Below are 26334 nucleotides of genomic sequence, written 5' to 3' on the forward strand. Positions count from 1 at the left end.
ATATTTTGGTCCATTTTATAGCAAAAAACATGCTAACAGGCTAACTCCTAAAATTGGATCTGTTGATTCAGAAAAAATAACAACAGCTATGTCAGATTTTTGAGATTAAATAAAAGTCGTACAGAAAATTTGACAATTTCGATCACTCATAATATCACAACTTCGATTCCCTTAAGTGGGAAGTCGTCATATAAAAAAGAACGCACACATCGAGCGATGTTGTGCGTTCATAATTGAAAGGGAATTGAAAGGATTCTTTATAGTTTTTCTGCATGTTGTGAAATATCCATACCGATCAACTCCTCTTCTTCTGACGTGCGAAGAGGTGAAATCAGATCTGTTATTTTCAACAATAAGAAAGCAACAATCAAAATAAAAGCGGAAGAGGCAAAAAGACCAATCATATGAGCCTGAAATAAACCAACCTCACCGTAAAATAAACCATTATGCTCAACAGCACTATTGATCTGTTTGTGAGCAAATACACCCGTTAAAATCATTCCAACGATTCCTCCTACCCCATGACAAGGAAAAACATCTAATGTATCGTCCACTTTAGAACGTGTACGCCAATCCACCACAAGGCGACTAACGATAGCTGCAATAGCACCTATAACTAAAGAATGTGGAACTGTTACAAATCCTGCAGCTGGGGTAATAGCAACCAGCCCAACAACAAGCCCAATGCAAGTTCCCATGGCTGAAGGTTTTGTCCCCCGTACAGCATCAAAGAAAATCCAAGTGAGTGCTGCAGCAGCCGAAGCTGTCATTGTTGTCGATAATGCCGTCGAGGCAAGACTAGAAGCTGAAAATGCTGAACCTGCATTGAAACCAAACCAACCAAACCAGAGCATACCTGTACCCAACAGCACATAAGTAATACGGGCCGGCGTATGATGTCCAGGTTCACGACCTTGTTTTAAATAAATAGCCGATGCAAGTGCTGTTAGTCCTGCTGACATATGCACGACAGTACCACCTGCAAAATCCAAAACGCCCAATTTAAACAGCAATCCGTCTGGATGCCATGTGGCATGAGCAAGAGGTGCATAAATGAAAACAAAAAATAAGCAGATAAATAAAATATAGGAAGTGAAGCGAATTCGCTCTGCAAAAGCACCCGTAATCAAAGCTGGAGTAATAATAGCAAATTTCAATTGAAACATAGCAAATAAGGCAAACGGAATCGTTGGCGCTCCAACCCAAGGCTTCCCATCCAGAACATCATGAAACATAAAATACGTCATGGGATTACCAATAACACCTCCAACACTATCTCCAAATACTAAACTAAATCCAAATACCACCCAAATCACGCTAACAACAGCCATACAGATAAAACTTTGCAACATGGTGGATATTACATTCTTTTTCCTGACCATTCCACCATAAAAATATGCTAAACCAGGTGTCATAATAAGAACTAGAGCTGTTGAAGTCAGCATCCATGCGACATCAGCCCCATTATACTCATAATTGGTCTTATTTTTAGGTAAAGAGGGAAAAAATAGTGACAACACCACTATAGCTAACATAAAATAAAAAGGAATAGCTGTTTTTTTAATCATTTTTGTTTTTTTTCTTAATCAACACCCAAATTAAGAGAAAAAAAATAGTAAAACCTATATTTTTTTAAAAAAATATATAAAAAATAGATATTAATTGAAATTTAAAACACTAAATGAATAAAAACTTATAAATATCAAAATATAAGGAACAAAAAAAAGGATGAATTTAAAAAATTCACCCTTTTAACAAGATTTATACAATAAAACTAAAATTGCTTCTCTAATTTCTCACTTAATACTGATTTTGGAACAGCTCCGATTTGTTTATCAACAATTTCACCGTTCTTAAAGAACAATAAAGCTGGAATGTTACGAATTCCAAAACGAACTGAGATTTCTGGATTCTCATCTACATTCACTTTTCCGATTACTGCTTTATCACCGTAATCATTAGCCAATTCTTCCACAATTGGACCTACCATACGACATGGACCACACCATTCTGCCCAAAAGTCAACTAAAACTGGTTTGTCCGATTTCAAAACAACTTCTTCAAAGTTGCTATCTGTAATTTCTAAAGCCATATTTCTTATTTTTTTAACCGAAGTTATTTGTTAATTATTATTTACTCTTTTATAAGAACAAATATAATAAAGATGTACGTAATATAAGTGTAATATTAAATTGACTTCTTTTAATTCAATCGGTAATTGACACCCTCAAATCCCTCTATTGCTTCTAAAAACTCATTTGTCAAATTGATTCGCTTCAATTTCGCAGGCATTTCGATTGAAATTTCATCTTGGGGATCCCAAATTTTGAAACGCAGTTGACAATTCGGAACTACACCTTCGATCTCATTCGAGTCCAATACTTGCTTCATCTCTTCTAAGAACATATCGTTCAATGCAGGTAGCGCGATATTAATGGTAAATATTTTAGCCATTTTCTCCCTTAAATCCGATAACAACTGAATGCCTTTAATTTCAAAGCCCCAATTACCAACCTGCTTAAATCTTTCCTGCACTAACCCCCGAAGCTGAACAAAATATCCTTCCTCTAGATAACCCTTAAACTTGACATAATCCTCACCAAAAACCATGATTTCATAAGAATCGGAATAATCCTCGATAATAAATGAACCAAAAGGTTTACCAGACTTTGCAATTCTATGATTAGCCATCGCAATGATTCCACCGATCACGACTTCCTTATTTTTTATTCGATTAAAATCCAGCAATACATCCTCTTCTACCTCAGAAGCCTTCACCTTATTGATCAGTTGGAGATCACTGACTTTATTTTGGCAGAAATGCTTGATCTCAAACTTATAATTATCTAAAGGATGACTGGTCAAATAAATTCCAATCACTTCTTTTTCATATTTCAATTTCTCGATCAGTCCCCAAGGTGGACAAGATGCTAAAACAGGCTCAGGTAGGTCCGCTGCACCATCGCCTCCGAAAAGACTTACTTGTGCCGAATTTTCATTCTCTTTGAATCGTTGAGCAAACTTAATGGCTTTTTCTAATCCCGTTGAATTATCTTCAGCATGAAAATATTGGGCACGATGCATATTTTGAAAACTATCAAAACCACCGGCATAAGCCAAACTTTCAAATGCTTTCTTATTTGCTGCTCGCAGATCGATTCGTTTGGCCAAGTCGAATACCGATTTATAAGGACCAGATGCTCGCGTTTGTACAATCGTATCTACAGCACCTGCCCCAACACCTTTTACAGCGCCCATTCCAAATCGAATAGCACCCCGATCATTCACAGTAAACTTATAATGAGATTCATTTACATCTGGAGCCAATACTTCCAGACCCATACGTTTACATTCCTCCATAAAAAATGTGACCTGCTTGATGTCATTCATATTATTGGAGAGTACAGCAGCCATATATTCCGCTGGAAAATGCGCTTTTAAGTAAGCTGTTTGATAAGCAATCCAAGCATAGCAGGTTGAGTGAGATTTATTAAACGCATAACTTGCAAATGCCTCCCAATCCGTCCATATTTTTTCCAACACTTTGGCATTGTGTCCTTTTTCTGCAGCTTGAGCAACAAACTTAGGTTTCATCTTATCCAATACCGCCTTCTGCTTCTTACCCATTGCTTTACGCAAAACATCGGCATCACCTTTAGAAAATCCAGCCAATTTCTGCGATAGAAGCATAACCTGCTCTTGATATACAGTAATACCATAAGTTTCTTTGAGATACTCTTCACAAGCATCTAAATCATATAGTATAGGTTCTGTTCCATGCTTCCGCTTAATAAAACTAGGAATATACTCCATCGGCCCTGGTCTATAGAGTGCATTCATAGCAATTAAATCGGCAAAAACAGTAGGTTTCAGATCCTTCATATGCTTCTGCATACCAGGAGATTCATATTGGAACACCCCTACCGTCTCTCCCCTTTGGAACAACTCGTAAGTTAACTGATCATCAATCGGAAATTCGTCAGGATCCAATTCCAAGCCATTACTCAACTTGACATTTGCCACCGTATCTTTAATCAGGGTAAGTGTCTTTAACCCTAAGAAATCCATTTTCAATAGGCCAGCGGACTCAACAACCGAGTTATCAAATTGCGTTACATATAAGTCGGAGTCTTTTGCTAAGGAGACAGGAACGAAATTGGTAATATCATCGGGAGTAATGATTACCCCACAGGCATGGATACCTGTATTACGCATAGAACCTTCCAATACACGCGCCTGTTTAATGGTTTCAGCCTCTAATCCAGCGCCTTCAGATATGGCGATTAGACGGTTTACGGCTTCCAATTCATCTGCACGTAAAGTCTCTTTCAAGGCTTTTTCATCCATATTGAAAATTTTCGACAACTTCAAATTTGGAATCAATTTTGCAATTTCATTAGCTTCCTGCAAAGGCAAGTCTAATACTCTGGCTGTATCTTTAATAGATGATTTGGCTGCCATCGTTCCATACGTAATAATCTGAGCAACCTGAGAAGAACCATATTTATCAATCACATACTGCATTACACGACCACGGCCCTCATCATCAAAGTCAATATCAATATCGGGCATGGATACACGATCGGGATTTAAGAAACGCTCAAATAGTAAATCATACTGAATGGGATCTAGATTAGTAATTCCCAAACAATAAGCTACTGCAGAACCAGCAGCCGAACCGCGCCCAGGTCCTACTGAAACCCCCATCTTACGTGCCTCAGCTATAAAATCTTGCACAATCAAAAAATAACCAGGATAACCTGTTTTCTCGATGGTAGTCAACTCAAAGTCTAGACGTTCTATGATATCGTCGGTCAATCCTTCCTTATAACGTCGTTTAGCCCCCTCAAAAGTCAGATATCTGAGGTATTTATTTTCACCCCGCTTACCATGATCCTCTTGATCTTCGGCGACCTGAAACTCTTCAGGGATATCAAATGCAGGTAAAAGAACATCTCGATACAAAGTAAAGATCTCAATCTTATCTACGATTTCTTGAATATTAATGATGGCATCTGGCACATCCTTAAATATTTTCTTCATTTCTTCCGCAGATTTGAAGTAATACTGTTGATTAGGAAGCCCAAAGCGAAAACCACGACCACGACCTTTCGGTGTGCTTAACTTCTCACCATCTTTGACACATAGTAGAATATCATGAGCATGTGCATCAGGTTGATTGATATAATATGTATTATTGGTGGCTATTAGTTTCACATCATGTTTACGAGCCAGACTCACCAACGTTGTATTCACACGATCTTCGTCTTCCTGACCATGGCGCATCACTTCAATATAAAAATCTGGACCAAATTGTTCTTTCCACCACAGAAGCGCTTCTTCAGCTTGATTTTCACCAATATTCAAGACTTTATTCGGTACTTCACCCTGCAAATTACCTGATAGTACAATCAAATCTTCTTTATATTGTTCCACAACCTTTCGATCGATACGGGGAACATAATAGAATCCTTCTGTATAAGCTACAGAGGCCATTTTTGCAAGATTATGATAACCCTTTTTATTTTTTGCCAAAAAGACAATTTGATAACCATTATCTTTTCTTTTTTTATCCAGACGATCATCACATACAAAAAATTCACACCCAACTATAGGCTTGATGATTTTCTCTGTAGGACTTTCTCCTGCGGCCTCCAACTCCTCATTCTTGGCCTTAGCTGCCTTATTATGATCTCCAACTTTCGCAACAAAATGAAATGCACCCATCATATTACCATGATCCGTTAGAGCAACAGCAGGCATACGATATTTAGCAGCAGTTTCCACCAAACTGCTGATGGAGATCGTTGATTGTAGAACAGAAAACTGAGAATGGTTATGTAAATGTGCAAAATCAGCATTTTCAAAATCATTCAGTACCTCATGATCAATAACCACATCTTGACCGCCACTTGGTTTGTTACGTTGACGTATAGCATCAGAAGCAGCTTTTAGATTCACATGCTTCAGACCTACAGTTGGGATAGGATGAGGATTTTGTTGTTTATAATCTACAAAATAACCTGTATCCGTTTGCAGCTGCTCAGGAGTAAAAACTTCTCTTCTAACCAACTCCAAGAAACATCGTGTCGTTGCCTCCACATCGGCAGTTGCATTATGTGCCTCAGCAAAAGGTACACCGAAGAGATAAGAGTGAAGTTCGGTTAGATTAGGTAATTTGAAACGTCCACCACGTCCACCAGGAAGCTGCAACAAACTTGCTGTAACTTCGGTACAGGTATCTAGTATTGGCATTTCACCCATAGGTGACTGCACATCATAACGGTAAAATTCACAACCCATGATATTTAAATCAAAACCAATGTTTTGACCGACAACAAATTTGGCTTTTGCCAAAGCAGCATTAAATTTTACCAGCACCTCTTGAATCGGAACGCCTTGCTCAGTAGCTAATTCGGTAGAAATACCATGAATCTTCTCCGAATCATAAGGGATATTATAACCATCAGGTCTAATCAAATAATCGTCATGCTCCAGCAAGTTACCCATATCATCATGTAACTGCCATGCTATTTGAATACAGCGCGGCCAATTGTCAGTATCAGTAATTGGTGCATCCCAACGTTTGGGTAATCCTGTTGTTTCCGTATCAAATATAATGTACATACCTTCTTCCTTTATCCTTTCTAAATAGCTAACTATCAACAACTAAACTTTTTAAAAACATCAACATTGACGCTTTTAAAAAGTCCACTAATTTACAAAATTATTCCTCACTTAAACTGAAAAAATCGTCATTTTCATAAAAAATTATTACCCCTTATCCATACTTTAAAGCATATTTAAAATGCAAAAATGCCCCTCCAATCAGGATAAAATTAATTTTTATTACATTCCATTATTTTGAATGCTTTCCCTAACTCCTCAACTGCCTGTTTCAGCTCAATTTCTGTTAATGAAGCGAAACCAAATCGAAAAGCATTTTGCTCCACATCAATTCTAACAATTTGCAGAGAACAATTCAACAACAGATCTTCAATCATGAATTCAGGATTTAAGCGTAACCAAATCGCCATACCACCAGCCGGTAAGCGATATGTTATATATGGGCTCAATCGCTCCCGAAGCAATTGATCCAAATAATCTCGCCTTAGTTGATAGCACTTTCTTGCTTTCTTCAAGTGCCGCTTCAACTCACCATCACTGATCAACTCTGCCAAAGCATGTTGCATATAACCATCTCCACCCACATCAATCATCCTTCTATAGGCGCCACAATGATCGATAAATCGCTGTGGCGCCACCATAAAACCAATTCGGATAGAAGGATCCAATATTTTAGAGAAAGATCCAATATAAATTACATTTCCTCGATGATGACCACTTGCCAATGGTAGATAAGGAGAAGAGGTATAATGATAATCATAGTCGTAATCATCTTCAATAATAATAAAAGCATATTTTTCAGCAAGAGCCAATAATTTTAAACGCCGTTCTACAGACAATGTTACAGTAGTCGGATAGTGATGATGTGGGATCACATAAATAGCATCAATATTTTTCACCTTACACAGCGCTTCAATCGCGTCCGTATCAATCCCATCAGCATCAACATGAACAGGAATAACCTCAGCACCTGTCGCTTTAAACACCTGACTAGCTAAAGGATAATTTGGCTGACCTACAATAATATTTGAATGCGCATTTAACAGCAATTGAGCCACCAAATAGATGCTCATCTGCGCACCATGAGTGATGAGAAGATGCTCCGCGGACATAGCAAGCCCTCTAGACTCCATTAAATAATTTGCCAGCTGCTCGCGGAGTTTCAACACCCCTTGTGCGGTACCTATATTAGCTATCTTAGAAATGGTTCTGCGATTAGTAAAAGTGCGATAGGTTTTCAATAAATCATCAATCGGAGATAAACGAATATCGGGATAACCGTCATCAATCATCAATAGCTTCAAATGATCTATTGATCTAGATAACGGGGCCGTTGCTACTATATTATAACGCACAGGCAGATCTTCCCCATAGGTAACACGTTTTACAGATTGACTCCATTTCTGTGCCTTAAGTACTGGAATACATTCTGAAACGGCAACGTATTTTCTGGGCACAACAGTAATCCAATCCTGAGACTGCAATTCATCATAAGCCGCAATCACTGTTTTGCGATGAAGAGCTAATGTTTTTGCCAACTCACGGCTACTGGGTAAATGCGATCCAGGCTTTAGCACACTATCACATATTGCATTGATAATGGCAAGCGCTATCTGCCGATATATGGGAATAGTACTTGACCTGTCAATGATAATGATGTTTTCAAACGGAAGCATACTGGACTACTGATTAACTTAAAACTGGAGCATAAAGATAGTCCTATTTAAGGATAATTTTGTCACATCAATCAAAAAAATAAAACAAATGGAATTTTTAATCAAACAAGCAACATTAGCAGATCTAGATGAATCAGCTACCTTATTTAACCTTTATCGCATCTTTTACCGTCAGGAGTCTGATTTGGAAAAAGGAAAGGATTTTCTCCGAGAAAGATTTATCAACAATGAATCCACTATTTTCTTAGTCTTGGTAGATAATCAAGCGGTAGGTTTTGTTCAACTTTACAAATTATTTCATTACACTAAACTAGCGAAACAATGGTTACTAAGTGATTTGTACGTGCACCCCGATTACCGTGGCCAAGGTCTTTCCATTGCATTGATAGATCGAAGCAAACTTTGGTGCGAGGAAACAAATGCATGCGGATTGATGCTGGAAACTGAAAAAACAAATGACATAGGCAACAGCTTGTATCCTCGATGTGGATTTGAATATGATGGGCTACATAATTACTATCATTGGTGGAGATCGTAAACTAGAGATGGCGAACGTAAAACGTTCGTCATTCTTAAAAATCAATCATCAGTTTTATACAAAATTTGATAAATTGCTACCATGAATATTTCTGATCTGATCATTACCAAAGGAGAAAAAACTGAATTAGCGGATATTTTTCTCAACAAAGAAAATAAAGATGCCATACAGCAATTGATAAAAGAGCACAACTACAGTTTAGAACTACTTCAGTATGGACTTCCTATAAATAATAAGATATTATTACATGGTAGCTCAGGTTGCGGCAAAACAACTACTGCTAAAGCAATAGCGCAGACATTGAATAAGCCTATTTTGATACTTAATCTCAGCACCATCGTATGTGCTCGAATTGGTGAGACATCACTAAATATTAAACAAATATTTGATAAAGCTGCTCGAGAAAAAGCGGTGCTGTTTTTAGATGAATTTGATCAAATTGCCAAAGCACGAGGAAATGATGACAAAGATGTTGGTGAAATGAGACGTCTGGTCAATACCTTGATCCAGCTGATCGACTATCTTCCACAGACCGTATTATTGATTGCCGCCACTAACCACGCCGAAATTATTGATAAAGCATTATTACGCAGATTCCAAGTGCAGATAAGCTATGATTTACCGACACAAGTCGAATTAAATCAGTACTACGATAAGCTGAGCGAAAACTTACCCCAAGAAATTAAACAATTTAAACGAAAATACGAGATTTCGTATGCAGAGGCCAAAGATTATGCTTTTACGCAAGCTAAAGCGCTCCTCATAGCAAAATTAGAACGGCAATAAAAACAATAAAATATGCGCGATATTATCCTAGACAATCTTGAAGTTATCCAAAAAAAGATCAAGGCTTGCTGTATTCAAAATCACCGTGATCCTAAAGAAGTCAAATTGCTGCTAGCAACTAAAACAGTACCCCCGGATCGCATACAGATAGCATTATCTGCCGGCTATACGTGTATTGCTGAAAACAAGGTTCAAGAATTAAGGGAAAAATACGATCACTTAAGAAACATTCCTCATCATAGCCATTTTATAGGGCATTTACAAACCAATAAAATCAAATACATCCTACAGCACGATGTGAGTTGTATCCAATCGATCGATCGTTTGGATTTAGCACAAAAATTAAATGAAAAATTAAAAGCCAATAATCAGTTCATGGATATTTTGATTCAGGTCAACACCTCAAAGGAAAAAAGCAAATTTGGTGTAGCTCCAGATGAAACTATTGCTCTCATACGACAAATAGTCAACCTTGAAAATGTCCGAATCAAAGGACTTATGACGATTGGTTTATTTAGTACAAACAAAGAAAAAGTGCGCGAATGTTTCAGACTGCTTAAAAATTTACAATTGGCAATTATCAAAGCTGATATACCGCATGTCAGCATGCAAGAGTTGTCTATGGGGATGAGTGGAGATTACGAGATTGCAATCGCAGAGGGCGCAACGATCGTACGTATTGGGACAGCCATATTTGGAGCACGAATATATCCAGATTCTTATTATTGGAATGAAACTCATGCATAGATAAGTACATGGTCACCCCAACATGAAACTTATCATGATATATTTAATTTTTAAAAGAAATAATAAAGGCTTCCATTTTTATTTGAAAGCCTTTATTATTTTTACTATACGATTAGGATTGTAGTTTACTTATTTTGCATCCAAAATAATCACCTCTACACGTCTATTTTTTTGTCGTCCTTCAGGAGTCTTATTATCCGCAACAGGTTTAGTTTGCCCTATTCCCTTTGCTGCAATTCTCGATTCAGCAATACCAGCATCGGTGAGGAATTTCTTAACAGAGTTAGCTCGTTTTTCGGACAGCCATTGATTATACTCCACCGTACCCGTTGCGTCAGTATGACCATCAACACGGATTTTACTTTTATTTTCTTTTAAAAGCGTTGCCACTTTACTCAATTCAGATTTTGCCTTATCCGTCAAATAAGAAGAGTTCGTCGGGAAAAGCAAATCAGACGAAATAGTAAATTTAATACCCTCATCTGTACGAGTTGCATCTTCAAAATCACGCTTTACATTTTTCAAACCATCGTCAGTACCGTCGATACTGACAACAGCACCGGGGTTAACAATAACAGCTTGTGGTTTACATGAGAATATAGAAACCGAACAAATTAGAGCAACAGCAATACTATTTATTTTTTTTATCATCGATTGTTTGGATTTTTTATGAACGCAAAAACTAAAAGTAAAGATATAAAAAAAAGTGAACTCCCGAAAAACAGAAGGCTAAGAAATGAAATCTTAGCCCTCAACAAGGTGTGCTTCCATATGGGAGCAATCCTTACTTCTTTACGTATATTTTCTTCAGCGTGGCGTTTATCTCTGGGATTTGATTATACAACTTCCAGATTAAACCAGACTTTGCATTTTCCATTAAAATAGCAACTGTAGCTTGATTTTTCGGTGTAAAATCATCTGAAACATCATTATTTTTTAAATCAATCCACGATCTAAAACCATATTGCGTAAACAAAACCTGAGCATACTGATCATAAAATTTACGCAATGATTTTTGTCCAATCTCCTGTTCAAAGGCAACCGCTGAAATCCCTATCGCTGGATTAACCAGATAATGTCCATGTTGGTCTGCAGGATTTTGAACACCCCAGATATCTGTATAGGTAGACCCTAGATTCAGTTCATTATCCCTCCTTTTATACGCTAAAATATAATTACTCGCCAACTGACCATAATCCACATGACCATCGTATTTGCCACGAGGATCAAGCGTTAGAAATGGTCTATAAAAATCGATCATACTGCTATTTAGATCTCCTAGCGCTATCTTCTTTCCGTAGAAAGTATGATTTTGAAAAATTAAAGAATCTTCAACCGAAACAGTTCCATTCATCATCAATTGCGGAGTAGTAAAATCGGTACGCAATTCAATCTTAGCATCCTGATCAATCTTTGAAACAGGATAGACTATAGAATTGCTATCAACAGCAGCTACTTTCCTTGCATAACCTGCTATATAACTGGCATCAGATAAAGGAAAAGTAGGTGAAGACATGGCTAATAAATAAGTACTTAGACCGTCATTCAGCCCATTTAAATTTTTAGATTGAGCGGTACTATCGATTGCCGACCATTGATCTACTAATGCATGAGGATTGGATGTTGAAGTAAGCTTAGTCCAGTTCACACGCTTCCATAATCCATTCACAGCATCACGCAAACTCTTTTCCTCTGGACTATCTTTAGAGAAATATTCTCGAGCCACGAGCAGTGCTTCTATCAGGGTAGATGTTGCCTTGACATCGTACATTTGTACGTTATTTAAGTATACAGGAACCCCTTCCCTGCCATCATAAAAAGATGAAAATACACCTTCATGATTTTGTGCCTTATTTAAGAATTTCATCATTCTAGTCAATCGCATCAGAACAGCTTGTCGAGAAATAACGTTATTTTCAACTCCTACCAGCAATGATAATATTGCATATCCTGATTCTTCAATAGAAACTATCGCCTTTTTATTTGCCTTATTGGGTAAAAAAAGACCACTATTGATATCATAGTTTTCGATAAAATAGTTAACATTTGCTAATTTAATCAAATTGGACAGTTCCAGATCTGTAGCAGGTTTTGTTAAAATTTCTTTAACAGCAGAAAAGGGAGATTCTACATAGTCATAGTCTACCCATGCAATTTTGTAATAATACTTCTTATTAAATTCTTCCACAAGATCATAGCACTTCTGCATAAATACAGGACGAATAGCAATTGGTTTAAAATCAACATTATCCGTAGATCGATATATCTTGATATAACGGATACTAGGTGTCAACGGCAATTGCCACTGCAACTCCACTTGTTTATCGATACTGGTGACTTGTGATAGAATGGCTCCAGAAGACAACTTGACACGTGGTGGGTTTTTAGGTAAAAATTCCACTTGATCGATAAACAGCTGATGAGTCATTTCATCGCTTGTGTTTTGAGAAAACACCACTTCAGAAATCGATTCACCTGCTTTCAAATTTGAAAACTTCGATAAAGGAATCTCTACATTTAACCATGTATCGTGATCAAAGTCATCAATAAAAGGTGCTAAATCCAACACATTAGTCGCACTAGCTCCTTGCAACAATTGAATTTTCGGAAGTGTTTTCTCTTTTGTATGTGCGGTCTGCACATATAATTTTATGGTTAACACATCATTTGCCACCACTTGATAATTTACTTTGTGCCGGTCATTGAGTAAAGCAACTCTCCATGTTCCTGCTCGAGAGGACAAGTAACGTAACGAAAGTGAATTCCCTGGAGTAAAAAATAAAGAATCTGTTGTGGGTAAATTTTTCTTTACATTCTGCACCCAGCTCTCTCCCGAATATTCCACCAGACTTTTGGCGTAATTGCCCGAAAGGAGACTATTTTCAAACACAACTTCAGGATAAGTTTGTGCAGACAAGCTCATTGCAGAAGAAAGAGATAAACCTATAATGAATAGTATTTTTTTTGACATGCGCATAAATTGATAAATATAATCATACAAAAAGTAAGCCATCTCTACTTTATTGAAACACAAAAGTAATAAAGGATTTCCAATGTAAATGTCATACGTAATTTTAATTTCGGAAAAAATGCACTAATTTAGCCATCTGATTTTTTCATAACAACTTTATATGAAAACTACATTTGATTTTGAGAAGCCAATTGCGGACTTGCAATTGCAAATAGAAAAAGTGGAACAAGTAGCCGTGAAGACGAAAGTCGATATGAGCGCTACTGTGTTGGAGCTACAAGAAAAATTAGCGAACGCTGAGAAAGAAATATACGGTAATTTATCTGGATGGGAGAATGTGCAAATGTCACGTCACCCTGAAAGACCGCAAACATTTGATTACATTAATATGATCTGCGATGATTTCATCGAATTGCACGGAGATCGTACTGTAAGAGATGATAAAGCAATCGTAGGTGGATTCGCTTCAATCGGAGGACAATCGGTTATGGTAATCGGTCATCAAAAAGGTAAAAATACAAAAGAGCGTCAATACCGCAACTTTGGTATGGCAAACCCTGAAGGATACCGTAAAGCCCTTCGTTTAATGAAAATGGCAGAAAAATTTAACAAACCTGTCGTTACATTGATCGATACTATGGGTGCTTATCCAGGACTAGAAGCTGAAGAAAGAGGTCAAGGTGAAGCTATTGCACGTAATCTACTAGAAATGTCGGTATTAAAAGTACCAATTATCTGTGTAGTAATCGGCGAAGGTGCGTCTGGTGGAGCATTAGGTATCGGCATCGGTGACCGGGTATACATGCTAGAGCATACTTGGTATTCGGTGATCTCTCCTGAATCTTGCTCTTCTATCTTATGGAGAAGTTGGGATCATAAAGAAAAAGCAGCAGAAGCTCTAAAATTGACTTCTAAAGACATGCTTGGTAATGGTCTTATTGATGGCATCATTAAAGAGCCTTTAGGCGGAGCACATCAAAATCCAGAATTGGCAGCAGAGTTTTTAAAAACAAAATTAGTAGAGGATCTAGCGATCTTAACTGCTAAGGACAAGGATATCTTAGTTGATGAGCGCATTGCAAAATTCAGCAATATGGGTGTAGTTGTCGAGTAATATGTACTTTTCATTAACATGAAAAGGGTCGGTTTGGATAAAACCGACCCTTTTATTCTGACCATATCCCCTCCTCATCTCGTCTTATAAAAAAATAAGTTTTTAAAAAAGAATACGTTACGACATATTTCAAAAAAAACAGATCATATATTTGTCCTGTTTATTAGATTTTTCTACCTTTGCATCACTCCGAACAACGAAGAAAACTTCTAAAATGAGTAAGATTCCGTAGCTCAGCTGGTAGAGCAATACACTTTTAATGTATGGGTCCTGGGTTCGAATCCCAGCGGGATCACCAAAAAGCTTCACAGAAATGTGAGGCTTTTTTTGTTTTTACTGGATTCGAACAAAAGCGTCGGGATGGGTTCGACCTTTTTCATTGCGGACATGTGGCCGGGTTACATGGGGCGCAATAAATCCCAGCGGGATAACAAAGGAAAAACTAATCTTGCGATTAGTTTTTCTTGTTTAAAGACATTATGAATTCGAAAGAAGGTGCGGCCAGGTACGATCCACAGGATGTACAATATCATGTATGGAATTGTTGAGAACGCAGCCCCGTTTAGACAACCTCGATTTAAATATATTTTTGGGATTTCATCCACCACGTTTTTCTTCCTATTTCAAAAGGAATTTTCTTTTTCATTTTAAACAAAACTGTCCCAAGTATTGCCAATAATATGGTTAAAAATCTGAAAACATTCGCATAAATTCCACCTAATGCATGAGTATCTACGTCAAAAATCAACCAGTAAAAGTTCATTAAAAAATGCAATAAAATCGCTGTCCATAAATTGAATTTCCATTCTGCGTAGATCCATGCAAATAGAACAGAACCAAAAAATGTGAGTAAAAATATTCCGATGAGTTCATTGATGCTCGTACTTTGGTATAAATGTGCCACTCCAAATAACACAGAAGCTAAAAAGACAGATGGTACAAATCCTAATCGAGTACATTTATACAACATACCAAACAGAAATGCCCTGTAAATGATTTCTTCAAAAAATGCAGCTGAAATTGTATTGATAATAATTGTATCGAATGATAATGCTGTATTAATCTTAAATTTTATTGCATAAGCAACGAGCATTGGTAAAGTGGATATAAAGGCAAAGGCAAGTCCCAAACATACACTTCTAGATAAACCTAATTTCTCCAGCATATTTTTATAGCTTTTGTATAAAATTGCTACGGTTATCAATAAAGGTATTAAAGTTATACTGTATGCAAAAATATGTCCGGCAGCCTTTGATTCGGTAAAGGTTGTTATTCCTTTCTGAAAAAAGGCAAAGAAATTGGCATCAATGTAAAAATAGATTACAAATCCAATAATAAAAACTAAAAAAAATCTTAATTTGTCCATAGTGTTATTTCTTATTTTTCTTGCAAAGAAAGATAAGAAATAGTACGAATTCAAATCAAAGGGGTGACGAACAAAAGTTAGGGACGAACAGCAATGTTCTTTAAAACAGGCAAAATCAAATAAATATAGTTTCTAGAAATGCTTAATTCTTTATCTATATTTTCTATTGATATTTTATATCCGGACGCATTTCCTTTGAACTTCGTTACCTTCTTTAGATTAACAATAAAAGAACGATGCACCTTTTTTATAGTATCGGTCTGAATTTGATCTAATAATTTGGTCAAAGAAATGCGTATAAACTTCGTTTGAATAATACCATTCTCATAAAAGTAAAGGATGCAATAATTATCTGCTGATTCTGCATACACGAAATCTTGCTCTGCTATTTCTAAAGTAGAATTTGCAGAATCTGCAACAATACATAATTTGATCGTACAGTCATCAATCTGAATAAAGTTCTCTTGTTTTATAAAAGGTTTGTTGGCAGTTATCATGTTGCTGATCGCAGGTTTGTTTTTATTATTGAGATAGATATATCTAGCCAAAATATAGATCAAAACAACAGGAAATCCTAATGCTGAAGTATAAACGAACATATACAGAAAGTTCTCAAATGAAAGATCTACTTGACTTAAAAACAACGTGTTGTATAGATAAGAAAAGAATGAAATCACCACCAGAATCAAAAAAATCTTAAACAGTTCTAAACCGATAGTCCATTTTCGTTTTTGTTTGCTGATTAATAAATTAACACTACAAAATGAAAAAGCGGTAATGATTGCATAAGGAAATAGTAATAAATATTTATATGAATGTTCAAACTGGCTGGTTCCAAATGGTTGATAAATGATGATAGAAAAATATAATAAAATCCCGACAATTGACGATGTTACTATAATCTCTCTACTTGTCTCGCTGTTGGGATACTGTGCTCTTAAAATCATTTTACTTTATTATAAAATTGATAAACTAACTCAATCTTTGCCACTAAATAAAAATCTCAAAAATATCTTTGTAGTTTAAGTATAGCCCCAAATCTAATATAAAGTTCCCATATGATCAAGATACAGTTATGCAATGATATTGTCTCATACTTTCAATATCTTTCAAAACCAGATGCATCCGTTATATAGCTTTAATATTTAAGCTCAATCAAATATTAGAGAATCCAATGACACCTTATTCAAGTGGTAGAAAAGCCATAGGCTGAGTTCTATTGGATTAATTCATTAACTAGAGTTTTAAACGAATTAAAATTATCGTTTTGATCTCTAAAACTATCATAACTTATCATACGCAAAGCGACAAGTTTTGCTTGAGGATCGACTATCAAATAGTTGCCCAGAAACCCATCAGCTCTATAATTGACATTGCCTTTGAATTCACGTTTTCTTATTTTGTGTTTACCCAAAAGTGTTGTATAAATAATTTCATTATACTGGTCACCAAAAACTTTCCGAAGTTGAGATAAAAATGCCTCGTTTGTTGGATGTACACCTTTCATCAATTTCAATTTCTGCACAAAAGAAGAATCAATTCCTGCAGTTTGAATATTATCAATAATTTCATCATCCACAATAGAAATATTTTCATCATAATCGATCCACCAAAGCATACCATAGCCTGGAAATTGTGGGCAAGGTTTGACAACTTCATCGATATATTCAGGTTTAATCATGATCTTATCGTTATACTGCCCTCTGTTAAGAACTAGAATCCCCAATTTGACGAAATCTTTGGGTTTGATTTGACATCCCGACATGACATGTGGATTGCCGGCATGATCCAGAGTCCAGGTAAAATCAGTAATATTCAATGGAGAAAACAATTGTTCACCAATATATACATCCATTCTTTTCCCTGTTATCTTTTGAATCACTCCCGCCATCAGATTTAACGACTTATTATTGTACGACCACACTTCACCTGGCGTATCTGAGAGTTCTGCAGCTAAGGCGAGTTGAACAAAATCTGGACTAGGATAAATTTCTTCACCAGCATTTGGATGGTTTTGAAGACCAGAAGTCATATGTACCAAATGCCTAATGGTTATATCTTTCTTTTTTCCTTGTTTCCACTCGGGGTAAAAGTGCCAAACAGGAGTATCGAGACTGTCGATCAACCCTTCAGTTAAGATGCATGCTACAGCAAGCCCGATAATACTCTTGGTAGCAGACATCGCTTCAATCTTTTTATCGGCATATCCAGCTGCAAAATAGTTTTCAGCAACAAGATTTCCATTTTGATATATAATCACAGCCTCACTATTGTATTCTTTAGCTTGTATTAAAAGTTCGCTCAATTTATGATGATTGATGGATTGAGCCTGTATCCTATAAGTAAAAAAAAGACTAATGGTCAAAAAAAAGATTTTCATTGTATTTTAGTATTTAAAAAGCTATATGAAGAAAAAATAGTCAGATTCATATCCTGCTTATGAAAGCGCTATAACTTCAGGACAAAGTAAAGAAACGATAATCTCTAAAAATTGTAAAAATGTAACCGTTCAAATAAAAAACCAAATATTCTCACTTTCGGTATCCACATGTTTGAAGAACCCGCTTGGATGAAGATGAGTTAATGCCTTAAAATCTTTAATAAAATGAGATTGGTCATAGAAAAGATTTTCATAAGAAAGAGCAGTTAGGTTTTTGCTATTCTTATAATTTAGAAGTGTATTTCTAAAACGATGGATTTTCCGATATTCAGACGGTGTTTTACCCATATGTCTTAAAAACATGGTGGTAATATGTTTTCTTGAAATCTGGTGTTTATCTGCAACCTGCTCAATTTTCAAATCCGCTTCCATATCGATCAAGATCTGTCCCATCAGATACAAATCCTTCTTATCATATTTAGAAAGCCAATAAATTTCCAATAGTTCAAGTTGACGCTCACGGTTTCCTTCATTAAAAATCTTCTCCATTTTAGGCTTAAAATCATCAAATGGATTAAAATCAGTAATTATTGGTTGATTAAAAATTTTTGCCTCATCTATAAAATGATTGGCTCCAAGAGGTTTGAAGTAAGTAGTAAATTCATTTATAACACCCTGATATATCACTTCTATCGGCTCAGAATAACGAGAAACAAAATTGGCCATGATATCCTGCTTATCAGAACTTGAAATTAGAATCTGTCTTTCTGTAAGTTCAATTTCTACATGTTGATTAACAGAAAGAATACAAAAGTTGTTGGGGAATGTCAAATAATTAATTCGACTGGATTTTTTATCTTGAGCAAGAAAATAAAATCCTTCAATATATTTTTTTAGTATTTCATTTTGTGGTTTGTAAAACTCTAACTTCATTTTTGTTAACTTTTTCAAAGTGGGTAGCATATAACATCAACACAAAAGTTAGTACAACGCTCTACCATATTTATTGTCGTTAATTCCAATTAATCACTTTGATTTTTATTTACGATTGTATTTTCAACATCTACATAGAGTCATATCAGATTATATCAATCCTATTGTTACCTGCTTTAGATCATCAGTCCATATCCACCTTAGTTGATTTCAAAATAGGCAGGCTGAAATAAAAGGTAGATCCTTTTTCAGGTTCACTTTCAACCCATATGCGACCTTCATGACGTTTGATGATCTCTGCACAAAGGTAAAGTCCAATACCAAAACCAGAAATATATTTAGTACTTTCTACCCGATAGTAGCGCTCAAAAAGTTGGTTAATATCTTCAGATCTAATACCGATCCCTTCATCAGTGACACTGACCCGCACTTCTTCACCATCAGTGACACAAGAAATCTCAATCAGCGTATCTGGTTTAGAATATTTCACCGCATTGCTGATCAAGTTGTTGATAACCTGTCCGATCTTATCCCGATCTGCATTTACGAAAGTAGGCATTACAGGATTGAGCACGATATGATGAGTGTTGACCATGAGGTTTGTTTCCAACACCGTTTCTGCAGCGAGTTCAGCAATATCAAAATGTTGAAGATCGATATGAATCTTACCCGATTCTAGTCTGGATATATTCAAGAAGCCGTTGATCATCGTGGTCATCTTCTTGACCTGTTTTACCGATTGATCCAGTGCGTTGATGATAAAACGTTCATTAGACGACATCAATTTTTGCTGTAACAATTGTATGTAGGCATTTAGTGAAGTCAATGGTGTCTTCAACTCATGGCTTACCATACCAATAAAATCACTCTTGCGGATATCATCCGTTTTCTGCTCGGTAATATCAGCCATTACACCAGTAATATAATTACCATTCTTAGTGTTCTGCACATATTTCCCCACTGAGCGCACCCATCGCAGCTTTCCATCATGAAATCCGGTTACAGCATATTCAACATTAAAATTAGCTCCAGTTGCAAAAGTCTCATTTACAGCATTCTGAACCATCTGACGGTATTCTGGCAAAATTTGAGCAATTACAGCCTCAAACGGAACATTTTCATCAGATCTCAGGCCAAACATCTCATTAAACCGCGGAGATGCGATGATTGTACCTAGCTTTTGATCGAGATACCAAATAGCGAGTTCTCCCGATTCAATGGCTAATCTTAGGCCCTCCTCTGCTTGTTCCACATTGTTAGCTGCCAAATGTTGCTCCGTGATGTCCATCACTATACCTGTAAAAGTAGAAAAAGTACCCGATGGATCAGCCTTTAGATTCCCTATACAACGTAACCAACGTATCTCTTGGTCATGATAACCAATGATAGGATAAGTAACGTCGTAGTTACCATTATGATAGATTGCATGTTCTAGTTTAGCAGAAACATAGTCCCGGTAATCATCTCTTACTTGCGCCAAAGCCTTTTCAAAAGAAAGATCCTCTTCGGGAAAATATCCAAATAATTGCTTCAAACGAGTGTCAGTGATAAACTCGCGGGTTACAGAATGTAAAAACCAAGTACCAAAATTAGCAGCACTCACCGCCAAACGCAAAGCAACTTCGCCTTCCTCTATCTTTTGCTTAGCCTCAAGCAACTGTCTATTGACCTGCTCCAACTCTTCATTGATCGCAGTCAGTTCTTCATTAGAAGCTGCTTGTTCTTCATTAGAGGCTTCAAGTTCTTCATTGATTGCTTGTAACTTTTCCGCACTCTGCGCTAAGGCATCCTCCCAATTTTTGCGTTCAGTAATATCTCTTGTCGTACCAGCTACTGCAACTACTTCCCCAGCTTGATTAAGCACTGGAATTAAAATATAATCATAGATACGCCTTCCCAACGTTGCATGCGGAAAAGAAACCTCTCCTCTTATAGATTGCTTAGTCTTTTTGATCAATTCAATCTCCCGCTCATGCATTTCAGCATGCCATGGCTCATATCCATTTTCAAGCAGGCTTTTCCCAATCGCATTGTCCCAAGTTTTACCCCACATAGATAGCAGTGCGCTATTTGCATATGTAAAACGGTAGTCAAGATCGAAAACGTACATCAGATCAGGGGTATTAGAAATAATAGTTTCATAAACCCTTTTCTGCTGTTCAGCATATTCCCTAGCATCGAAAAGTTCCCGTTGTGTCTTGATCAGACCTGTTACCTCAAAAACAATATTAACAACACCATCAATCACATCATTTTCATCCCTCCTCGGTTGAAAACTGAAACTAAAATACCGATCTTTTGTAGGACCACCTTCAAATGTTGAAACAGGAATGAGCACATCATTCATGTCAAAAGGCTCCCCATCGTAATAAGTTTTCAGGAGCATTTCCTGAACAGGACTATTCACCAATTCAGGAAGAGCTTCAAAAATCGGACGTCCCAACAATTCACGGTCAAGTAACATGTTGTCATAAGCCGGGTTGATGAGTTCATAAACAAGTTCTGGACCTTGCAAGATACAGATCCCTACAGGAGCCTGCATAAAATAGCGTTCCAGACGATCTCGTTCTTTTTTAAAAGTCAACGTGGCCACTTCCCGCTCTTGCCTTTCAACAACTTGTCTGGTATTTTCCAATACCCAAACAGCTACCTTACCAACTTGACCAAGTTCATCCTTAATCGGAGCATAAACAAAGGTGACAAAAACTATTTCTTCCTGACCATTGCGAATCAGCATCAGCTCCACCTCATTAGCATAATAGGACTGTCCGCTAAGGATGACACCAGCAAGCGCAGACTCATATTGCGACCGAACTTCTGCAAAAGTATCCCAATAGTAATGGCCAAATATAGCATCGTAAGATTTACCAGATACCTCAAGGAACTTACCGTTGACAACCTCGGCAACAAGCGTATCGGCATTCAGTATACAGATTCCTATAGGTGCATTCAATACGACATTGTAAAGATCCTCTCCGTCAGTTAATAGCATTAGAATTCGAGATTATTTTATATGATCACTAATATAATAAAATATTAGATACATTTTAAATAGCAAATCATGAAATCAGATCAAAAGAATGTATCAAATTAAAACTTATAGGAAATTTAATTTTATAATTAAGATTTCCATAAGAATTATAAAGCAAAAAGTTGGATTCTGTAATGAAACGAAATACTATACAGCATGATGTCATGTGAAAATATTAAAAACCACTGTATTCAGGGATATGCCCATCATACATCATCATCTAAATTTGTACTATACTGAAAGAACAGATTCTTTTAATAATGAAATGAAACCATAAAAATCAAAAAAAAATGAAAAAAGCGATTTCAACAATTACAATCTTAGTAATGATATGCACATTCTCAAGCTGTGGCGGAAAAAAAGATGCGATCAGCTACAATAATGAAATGATGACGATTATCAATAGTGAAGAGCAACATGTGAATGAAATGAACGTAGCGATGCAATCTAAAAAATATGATGATGCAGAAAAAGTAGCTCTAAAATGGAAAGATGCAGTTAGTGAAGACATTAAAAAAGTTGAAAAACTAGGTGATTTTAATGGTGATGATCAACTTCAAAAAGCTGTCCTACAAGGACTTCAGGGATATGGTAAAATTGTTTCAGAGGATTACCCGAAACTGATCAGTATCCGTAAAAGCAATTCACCAGATTCAGAAGCAGAACAAACATTACTAGACAACATCAACACGGCTTTTGAAAATATGGCCAATGGTGTGAATGTTGCCTCCGATAAATTTGAGAAAGACTACGCAAGAAAATAAAAAAACAGTAAAGCCACTACAAAAAAAGTACTGGCTTTACTGTTTTTATTTATTGATTTAGTACGATGAGTGTATGAAAACTCCTGTTTACATGATTCGTCCAACACATACCATCTTACCACCTGAATAGCACCCTCAAATGCTAAAAGCTCGTCCTAACATACTCCAAGATTTCAGGATTAACCCTCCCGTAGGGATAAAAAAGCTTGCCTATTGATCTCAGGTCAGAAAAAGTATCATGTCCCCTTCCGCGTATTTTTGTTTCAAGACTTCACCAATATCGGGCGATTAATCCAAATCTTCCTTATTCACGATCATAGATTTCCAGAGCTTGCACCAAACATGTATTCACACCTTTTAGCCCACATACCGTCAACGTAAGTAAAATAGTTTCTTTTATTTCATCTCGAGTAGCACCTAGCTGTTTGGCCATAGGAACATGAAACATGACAGCAGTCTGATCACCCTGTGCTACTTTGATACCTAAGTAAATTAGTTGCTTCGTTTTGGGATCAAGAGCTTTAGTATCCATCAGTGATGTGACCAACCCAGTGAATCCCTTAAATACTTCAGGTGCTTCTCTCTCAAAAGCTTCGTAAGGATTATGTTTTTCCATTCTATTACAGTTATTATATTTTCGAACTATGGATATTTAATTATGAGATTTTAATTAAGAAATAAAAGCCATATCAACTCATAATTTATGACATCTCATTAATAACGGAAATTTAGCGAAAATTTATTATTCGTCACAATAAATAAGGAATACAATTAGCACTTGTTAAACTTAATTTCTAAAATTCAGATCGAACATCTTATGTTACTATTTATGAAATCCTTATCAATAAAGAACTCCAATAAGGAAACATGATCGACACCATTGGTACATTCATATCAAAATAAGGTCCTGTTGATCTCATAATCAAAATTGATGTGCTAACAAAAAATATTTTTGTCAAAATCAACACTCCAATAGAAAATGACAAAAACAGAAGCTTATTCAATGTTCGTAGCACTGCTGCTCATCATCTGCTTATTCGCCAATAGCATGCTTCATGCCCAAAGTAAGAAGGTACATCAAACCATATCAGGATTTGTGTTTGACCCAGCCTCAGGTCGAGCACTACAAGATGCATCAATAGAAATTATGGGATCATATCCGATATCAACAAAGACAAATATAGATGGAAGGTTTATATTAGAAAACATACCTATGGGAAGATATGAATTAAAGATCTCGTTCACGGGCTACGAAAGTCTGATTATCAAGGAAGTTCTTGTTGCATCAGTTAATCAGATATATATAGAAGTTCCGATGTATGAAAATACAATTACGCTGCAGGAAGTTGAGTCAAAACCCAAAATCCACCAGACAAAACCATTGAATCCATTTACAATTGTTGGAGGACAAACGTTCAGTCCAGAGCAAGCTAGCCGTTTTGCTGGGGGTATGGACGACCCTGCTAGGTTGGTCAGTACCTATGCCGGAGTAACCACTGCTAGTATGTCAAGCAATGGCCTTTCCATTCGCGGCAACGCTCCTAACCTATTGCAATGGCGGCTAGAAGGTATTGAGATCCCAAGTCCTAATCATTTTTCGGATATCAATGTACTAGGCGGAGGTCTTTTATCTGCGCTGAGCAACAATGTCATTGGAAATTCAGACTTCTTGATCGGATCATTTCCTTCCGAATATACCAATGCCCTATCAGGAGTATTTGACATCAAAATGCGTAAAGGAAATAGACAACAGCACCACCATAGCTTTCAGCTTGGTCTTTTGGGTATCGATCTCGCTTCCGAAGGCCCCATCAGTAAATCCAGCAATGCTACTTACATCATCAATTATCGCTACTCGACCACTGGACTATTAGAAAAAATAAGAAAAGACAAAAATATAGGCGGAAAACTTGGTTATCAAGATTTAAACTTCAATTTAAATTTTCCAACCAAAAAATCAGGCTTATTCTCCATTTGGGGCTTTGGTTTGGTGGATGAAGTTGCTCCGATTTTAGATCAAACTAGCAGCAGAAAATACTTAGATGATGGCATACTGTCTGCTGCTGACCAACAATCCGGAGCAGCAGGTATATCGCACCATTATTTCTTTAAAAATAACAAAACTTCTCTAAAAAGCACATTTGCCACTACCTATTCAGGCAATCATATTCTTGAAGAATTTTATGACATTGAAAGCCATAAAAGTCCTACGACTGATTTAACGTACAATACAACAAACCTGATCATCAGCTCCACCTTACAACACAGATTTCATCCCAATCACATCAACAAAACTGGAGTGACATTTACCAATATACATTATGATATGCATGTAGATCACACCCCTTATTACGGACAGCAATTAATCAATTTTGCTCATTCAAATAGTCGGACAAATATGGTTTCAGCCTATTCCAATTCAAAACTAACTATCAGCGAACACTTTACCATTATCGGCGGATTTAATGTGCAGCATCTTATGCTCAATAAAAATACGGCTGTAGAACCAAGAGTCGGCGTAAATTGGAATGTACTGCCCCGTCGTTCCATTTCAGCGGCATATGGCTTACATAGCCGGATAGAAAGACCTGATGTCTATTTTTTTAAAAATAATGAAGATGAATTGAGTAATCGCGATTTAGCATTTCTAAAAAGCCACCAGTTCACCGTGGGTTATAACCAAGAAATCACGCCTGATATGCATTTAAAGATAGAGCCCTATTTTCAATTACTCTATGACGTGCCGATTACTGATACAGGGAATTATTCCATCCTAAACAGCACTGATTTTTATACCACACAAACACTTATAAACAGAGGAAAAGGTAAAAACTTCGGCGTTGATCTTACACTTTCTAAATCCTTTAAAAAAGGATATTATTACCTACTGACGACCTCGTTGTTTACTTCAAAATATAAAGCTGCAGATGGACAATGGTACAACACCCGCTATAACCGTAATTATGTATTCAATTTTTTAGCAGGCAAAGAATGGATTTTTGGAAGCGATATCCTAGGGGTCAATTTTAAAGCGAGCACATTGGGAGGACAACGATATACGCCAGTAGATGAAGCTGCAACTTTACTACATCCGGATAAAGAAGTTCAGTATGACGCAAATCGCATGTTTGAAAAACAGTTTCACTCCATGTTCATAGGTGATTTCACACTCAGCTATAAAATAAATCGAGGTCGCTTTTCACATACCTTTGCCCTAAAGAGCGTAAATGCGACAAAGCAAAAAGAATATATACAACATAAATTTAATATCATCACGCAAACCATAGAACCCTATTTTGCAGCCAATTCACTATTTAACGTGAGTTATAGGATAGACCTCTAGTAGCAAAGTCATGGAGTAAAAATTGTTAAACATTAGATTTTAATGTATCTTAAACCAC

18 protein-coding genes and 1 tRNA gene are annotated in these 26334 nt (G+C 36.5%); 7 read left to right on the plus strand and 12 right to left on the minus strand.

The genetic code is table 11. From position 1 onward, the window contains the following. Positions 1–257: 257 nt before the first annotated feature. The 4 genes from C8N37_RS16095 to pdxR all read right to left on the minus strand — a co-directional run bounded on the left by C8N37_RS16095 (position 258) and on the right by pdxR (position 8303). Entirely contained in the window at positions 258–1568 is a 1311-nt protein-coding gene (locus C8N37_RS16095) for an ammonium transporter (RefSeq protein ID WP_108159840.1), read from the minus strand. A gap of 206 nt (positions 1569–1774) precedes the next feature. Next, positions 1775–2092, minus strand: coding sequence for a thioredoxin (gene trxA, locus C8N37_RS16100; protein WP_094772917.1), 318 nt, complete (start codon positions 2090–2092; stop codon positions 1775–1777). Positions 2093–2202: 110 nt separating this feature from the next. Next, positions 2203–6627 carry a DNA polymerase III subunit alpha gene (dnaE, locus tag C8N37_RS16105; protein WP_108159841.1) on the minus strand — a complete coding sequence of 1475 codons (4425 nt, stop codon included), beginning with the start codon at positions 6625–6627 and terminating at the stop codon, positions 2203–2205. A 212-nt stretch (positions 6628–6839) separates the two neighbouring features. Then, positions 6840–8303 carry a MocR-like pyridoxine biosynthesis transcription factor PdxR gene (gene pdxR, locus C8N37_RS16110; RefSeq protein WP_108159842.1) on the minus strand — a complete coding sequence of 488 codons (1464 nt, stop codon included), beginning with the start codon at positions 8301–8303 and terminating at the stop codon, positions 6840–6842. Between the two features lie 88 nt (positions 8304–8391). On the opposite strand from pdxR, the gene C8N37_RS16115 reads away from it, so the two are divergent. The 3 genes from C8N37_RS16115 (at position 8392) to C8N37_RS16125 (ending at position 10374) form a co-directional block, all read left to right on the plus strand. After that, a complete protein-coding gene (locus C8N37_RS16115; RefSeq protein ID WP_108159843.1) occupies positions 8392–8841 on the plus strand; it encodes a GNAT family N-acetyltransferase in 450 nt (149 codons plus the stop codon). A gap of 81 nt (positions 8842–8922) precedes the next feature. Next, positions 8923–9627, plus strand: a complete 705-nt coding sequence (locus tag C8N37_RS16120) for an AAA family ATPase (protein WP_108159844.1) — start codon at positions 8923–8925, stop codon at positions 9625–9627. Between the two features lie 12 nt (positions 9628–9639). Next, entirely contained in the window at positions 9640–10374 is a 735-nt protein-coding gene (locus C8N37_RS16125) for a YggS family pyridoxal phosphate-dependent enzyme (RefSeq protein WP_108159845.1), read from the plus strand. Between the two features lie 129 nt (positions 10375–10503). Here the strand turns inward: C8N37_RS16125 and C8N37_RS16130 are convergent, their stop codons facing one another. Next, positions 10504–11025: an OmpA family protein gene (locus tag C8N37_RS16130; protein ID WP_244914447.1), complete on the minus strand. Its 522-nt coding sequence runs from the start codon at positions 11023–11025 to the stop codon at positions 10504–10506. A 133-nt stretch (positions 11026–11158) separates the two neighbouring features. After that, entirely contained in the window at positions 11159–13345 is a 2187-nt protein-coding gene (locus tag C8N37_RS16135; RefSeq protein WP_108159920.1) for a glucoamylase family protein, read from the minus strand. A 160-nt stretch (positions 13346–13505) separates the two neighbouring features. Here C8N37_RS16135 and C8N37_RS16140 point away from each other — a divergent pair, with 160 nt between their 5' ends. After that, positions 13506–14459 carry an acetyl-CoA carboxylase carboxyltransferase subunit alpha gene (locus tag C8N37_RS16140; protein ID WP_045754133.1) on the plus strand — a complete coding sequence of 318 codons (954 nt, stop codon included), beginning with the start codon at positions 13506–13508 and terminating at the stop codon, positions 14457–14459. 222 nt (positions 14460–14681) lie between these two features. After that, positions 14682–14757: transfer RNA gene (locus C8N37_RS16145), tRNA-Lys, on the plus strand. A gap of 279 nt (positions 14758–15036) precedes the next feature. Here the strand turns inward: C8N37_RS16145 and C8N37_RS16150 are convergent. The 5 genes from C8N37_RS16150 to C8N37_RS16170 all read right to left on the minus strand — a co-directional run bounded on the left by C8N37_RS16150 (position 15037) and on the right by C8N37_RS16170 (position 22130). After that, positions 15037–15825, minus strand: a complete 789-nt coding sequence (locus tag C8N37_RS16150; RefSeq protein ID WP_108159846.1) for a CPBP family intramembrane glutamic endopeptidase — start codon at positions 15823–15825, stop codon at positions 15037–15039. Between the two features lie 77 nt (positions 15826–15902). Then, a complete protein-coding gene (locus tag C8N37_RS16155; RefSeq protein WP_108159847.1) occupies positions 15903–16772 on the minus strand; it encodes a LytTR family DNA-binding domain-containing protein in 870 nt (289 codons plus the stop codon). A gap of 269 nt (positions 16773–17041) precedes the next feature. After that, the gene (locus C8N37_RS16160; protein ID WP_108159848.1) at positions 17042–18205 is read right to left on the minus strand and encodes a serine hydrolase domain-containing protein; all 1164 of its coding nucleotides are present in this window, start codon (positions 18203–18205) and stop codon (positions 17042–17044) included. 129 nt (positions 18206–18334) lie between these two features. Then, complete coding sequence (locus C8N37_RS16165; RefSeq protein WP_170114546.1) at positions 18335–19156, minus strand: helix-turn-helix domain-containing protein; 822 nt, start codon at positions 19154–19156, stop codon at positions 18335–18337. Positions 19157–19322: 166 nt separating this feature from the next. After that, positions 19323–22130, minus strand: coding sequence for a PAS domain S-box protein (locus C8N37_RS16170; protein WP_108159850.1), 2808 nt, complete (start codon positions 22128–22130; stop codon positions 19323–19325). A gap of 329 nt (positions 22131–22459) precedes the next feature. Here C8N37_RS16170 and C8N37_RS16175 point away from each other — a divergent pair, with 329 nt between their 5' ends. Then, positions 22460–22933: an LIC11966 family surface protein gene (locus C8N37_RS16175; RefSeq protein ID WP_108159851.1), complete on the plus strand. Its 474-nt coding sequence runs from the start codon at positions 22460–22462 to the stop codon at positions 22931–22933. A 304-nt stretch (positions 22934–23237) separates the two neighbouring features. Here C8N37_RS16175 and C8N37_RS16180 read toward each other — a convergent pair whose 3' ends face one another. Further along, entirely contained in the window at positions 23238–23549 is a 312-nt protein-coding gene (locus tag C8N37_RS16180; RefSeq protein WP_108159852.1) for a carboxymuconolactone decarboxylase family protein, read from the minus strand. A 363-nt stretch (positions 23550–23912) separates the two neighbouring features. Between C8N37_RS16180 and C8N37_RS16185 the strand changes: the two genes are divergently transcribed. Next, positions 23913–26276 carry a TonB-dependent receptor gene (locus tag C8N37_RS16185; protein WP_244914448.1) on the plus strand — a complete coding sequence of 788 codons (2364 nt, stop codon included), beginning with the start codon at positions 23913–23915 and terminating at the stop codon, positions 26274–26276. Positions 26277–26334: the final 58 nt, after the last annotated feature.

It is taken from the genome of Sphingobacterium faecium, assembly GCF_003054045.1.
Lineage (GTDB): Bacteria > Bacteroidota > Bacteroidia > Sphingobacteriales > Sphingobacteriaceae > Sphingobacterium > Sphingobacterium faecium.